The following is a 3,328-nucleotide window of genomic DNA, read 5'->3' as shown; positions in this document are numbered from 1 at the left end:
CCTACCACCGCCGTCGTCGGCAGAGCGGACTGGGCCGGTTGACCCCCATCGAGTACGAGACCATCATGACCTCGCCGGCCAGCCTGGCCGCGTGACGTAGCTGTCACCGATCAGTGCAGCAGACCCGGTGTATTGCCGCGGGCGTGCTGCAGCGGGTGCCTGCGTGGGGCGGTGCGTCCTCTGCACCGGCCGGTGCTGCGGCGGTGGCCGGCCGTGCAGGTCCAGCAGTGGCGGTGGGTGCTCGGGCTGCCGTACGTGCCTTGGGGTCGGTGCGAGCGGGCAGCACCCGGCGGCTGGCCAGGTGCTGCCGGCGCCGTGCGGGCGCTCGTTCGCGCGCGTGTGCAACACCTGCCCCGGCTGCGGCGTCTTCACGGGGCAAGCGGCCGCGGGCCGGCCCGTCCGCTCAGCCCGTCCGCTCAGCCCGTCCGCTCAGCCCGTCCGCTCAGCCCGTCCGCTCAGCCCGTCCGCTCAGGAGGACACTCGTGGAAGAGCACGCCGGCGAGGCAGGCGATGAGGACCTGATCCGAGCGCTGCACCGGGTGGGTTTCCCTGACCCGGGCGTGGACGCGGCCGTCATGGCTGCCGCGGCCCGCCGGCGTGCCAGTGCGCTGCGTCGGCGCCGCCGGCACCGGCGGCTGGCGGCGGCCGTGGTCGTGGCCTCGGTAGTGCTGGCAGCGCTGGTGCTGTCCCAGGTGGCCGGCGGGCCCGGGTGGCTGCGTGCTGCGCAGCAGCAGTCGCTGCCCGAACCGGATGCCGCCCCGCCGGATCTTGTTGCGCCGGGGCCCACAGCGATGGGGTCCACAGCGATGGGGTCCGCAACGCTGAAACCCGCACCGCTGGGGTCCGCACCACCAGAGCCCGCACCGCTGGGACCTGCGTCACCAGGACCTGCGTCACCAGGACCTGCACCGGCCGTGAGCGTGCAGCAGCGGGTGCAGCAGGTGCTGCTGGACACCGCTGCGGTGCAAGCGGTGGCTGGGGTGGAGCAGCTGGCGCAGCCGGTGCAGGTCGCTGAGTCCACCACGGTCGGGGTGTGCCGCGAGGACACCTGCACATGCACCGGCACCGGCACCGCGTCCGTCAGCGCCAGCGCGGTGCTGGGGTGGTCCACCGGTGAGCGCAGTACGAGCCGGCCGGTGGGGCAGTGGGTGCAGCAGAAGCTCCTGGCCTTCGAAGACAGGGGCGAGGGTGATGGTGAGGGAGTGCGGGCGTGGTTCGCCCAGAGCGCTGAGCAGGCCGCCCGGTGCAGCGCGCAGGGCAGGAGGGCCCGTGGAGCATCGTCGAGGTCGCCGTGCCCGCAGAGCAGTCCCTGATCGCTTACGCCCCGCAGCAGCTGGGCCAGGAGCCGGCCTGGTGGGCGGTGGCCACCGCGCGGCAGGGGTCGCTGGTCATCCAGGTGTCGGTGCAGGCCTGCGGCGTGCGCGCTGAGGAGGTGGTGGGGCAGGCCAGCGCCTTGCTGGAGCAGTCGTTGCGGTGAGCCGGCAGCTGATCGGTGCCAGGGGATGGGCGAGCGCTTCGCGTGGTCGGGCACCGTTCCCCTGCTCGGGCACCTTTTCAGGGCGCGGGCCGATGGTGCAGTGCTGCAATGAGGTCGCACCGTTCGCGGTGCCGGCTGCATCGCGCGGCCGGCGGGTGCGGCGGGTGCGGCGGGTGCGGCGGGTGCGCGCCACGATGCCGCTCGTGCGGAGCTCGCAGTTGAAGGACGCCTGGCGGCGCGCGGTGGGCAAGCGCAGGGCCGGGGACGCCCAGCGGAAGCCGCTGGACCTCAGGACCGATCCGCACACCCCCACGACGGGCACGCGGGTGTGGGCGCTGGCCGCGGCGCTCTTCGCCTTGGCCACCCTGGTGGCCACCGGTGGACGCCGCGGGGACGTCCTGGCGCCGGGCTGGGTGATCGGCTGCGCTGGTGGTGCGGCGCTGGTGTGCACGCTGGTGTGGGTGCTGCTGTACCGGCGGGCCAAGGCGTGCGGGCAGGTCCGCGGGTCCTCGCGGGAGAACTGACGGGTGCGCTGTGCGATCAGGTGGAAGGTGGGGCAGGTCAACTGTGTTACCGGATCGCGCAGCAGTGCCAACCCTGCCTGGAGCGGGTGACAACCCGGCACCTCCCGTGCCCGCGGCCCTTCCCCGGTTTCGAAGAGCCCCGCTGCTCTCAACTGCTGTGTCCTCGACCGGTGCCGGCGGTGTGCAGGGCTGAGGCGGCGCGGTGCAGCCACGCGCGCCGGCCGGTGTGGTCGTGCAGGACGTCGGCGTGCCACTCTGCCGCGGCCAGGGCGCGCAGGAAGACGTAGAAGGGCAGCAGGTGCTCCAGGTGCGTCTGGTCGACCTGCACCTGCCGGTAGCGCGCCAGGACGTCCTGCAGTAGGCCGGGGGCGTGCAGGTGCAGCACGGCCAGGTCCATCACCGGGTCCCCGGGCTGGAGGTTGGCCACGTCGATCAGTCTCACCCGCGCGCCGGGGCTGAGGATGAAGTGCTGCGGGACGCCGTCGAGCAGGACCAGGCTGCCGCTGCGCCCGGCGATGAGGGGGCGCACCCGCTGGTACCAGCGCCGGGCTGCGCTGGCCTGGGCCGCCCTGATCTGGGCTGCCCTGGTCCTGGCTGTGCTGGCCCTGGTTGTGCCGGTCTGGCCTGCGGTGACCTGGTGCTGGGTGGCCCACCAGTTCAGGGCGTGCGTGCACCAGCCGTCGATCCAGCTCACCAGGTTCGTGTTGACCCCGCCGTACGCACCCTGGGCGGGCAGGCGGTGGACCCGGGTGAGCAGGTCCACCACCTGCGCCCGCACCGCTTCGTCGTCGCCGGCGCGCACCGCGCGCCCGGGGGTCCAGCCCAGGGCGATCACGCTGGGCGGGCCGTGGTGGAGCAGGTGCACGCGGCTGACGGGCAAGCCGGCTGCGGCCAGCGCGTGCACCGCGCTGGCCTCGGCGGCGAAGTCGGCTTCGTACGCGGAGACCTTGACGACCACCTCGTCGACGACCTCGGCGATCGCTCCGGCGACCGCCTCGCTCAGCGCGCCGGGCTTGGCGGGCAGCGCCGCATGGCCCACCAGGCGCCCGTGCCTGCGGGTCAGGACGGTGATCGTCTGCGGCGCGGTGCCGAGCTGGGTTGCTGCCGCTGCCAGCAGGTGCTGCTCGGCCAGGTCCACCGCGGCACCGTGACCCAGGCGGTGCGGGCGCAGCAACCCGTTAACGCCGTGCCTGGACTGCGGTGCCTGGACTGCGGTGCCTGGACTGCGGTGCCTGGACTGCGGTGCCTGGACTGCGGTGCCTGGACTGCGGTGCCTGGACTGCGGTGCCTGGACTGCGGTGCCTGGACTGCGGTGCCTGGACTGCGG

At 73.9% G+C, this 3,328-nt stretch carries 4 protein-coding genes; 3 read left to right on the top strand and 1 reads right to left on the bottom strand.

The window, feature by feature from the left end; all coding sequences use genetic code 11:
* The first annotated feature begins 914 nt into the window (after positions 1-914).
* The 3 genes from ACRYR7_RS24890 to ACRYR7_RS24880 all read left to right on the top strand — a co-directional run bounded on the left by ACRYR7_RS24890 (position 915) and on the right by ACRYR7_RS24880 (position 2,001).
* Complete coding sequence (locus tag ACRYR7_RS24890) at positions 915-1,313, top strand: hypothetical protein (protein ID WP_432575032.1); 399 nt, start codon at positions 915-917, stop codon at positions 1,311-1,313.
* Positions 1,292-1,477 carry a hypothetical protein gene (locus tag ACRYR7_RS24885; RefSeq protein WP_432575031.1) on the top strand — a complete coding sequence of 62 codons (186 nt, stop codon included), beginning with the start codon at positions 1,292-1,294 and terminating at the stop codon, positions 1,475-1,477. The genes ACRYR7_RS24890 and ACRYR7_RS24885 overlap by 22 nt, the downstream gene beginning before the upstream one ends.
* Positions 1,478-1,680: 203 nt before the next feature.
* A complete protein-coding gene (locus ACRYR7_RS24880) occupies positions 1,681-2,001 on the top strand; it encodes a hypothetical protein (protein ID WP_432575029.1) in 321 nt (106 codons plus the stop codon).
* Between the two features lie 148 nt (positions 2,002-2,149).
* Here the strand turns inward: ACRYR7_RS24880 and ACRYR7_RS24875 are convergent, their stop codons facing one another.
* Entirely contained in the window at positions 2,150-3,139 is a 990-nt protein-coding gene (locus tag ACRYR7_RS24875) for a hypothetical protein (protein WP_432575028.1), read from the bottom strand.
* Between the last annotated feature and the right edge of the window lie 189 nt (positions 3,140-3,328).

The sequence above is a fragment of the Kineococcus gurbantunggutensis genome (assembly GCF_050871925.1).
GTDB lineage: Bacteria > Actinomycetota > Actinomycetes > Actinomycetales > Kineococcaceae > Kineococcus.
Note: the sequence above shows the minus strand (reverse complement) of the source record. Positions and strands in the feature narration are given on the sequence as shown.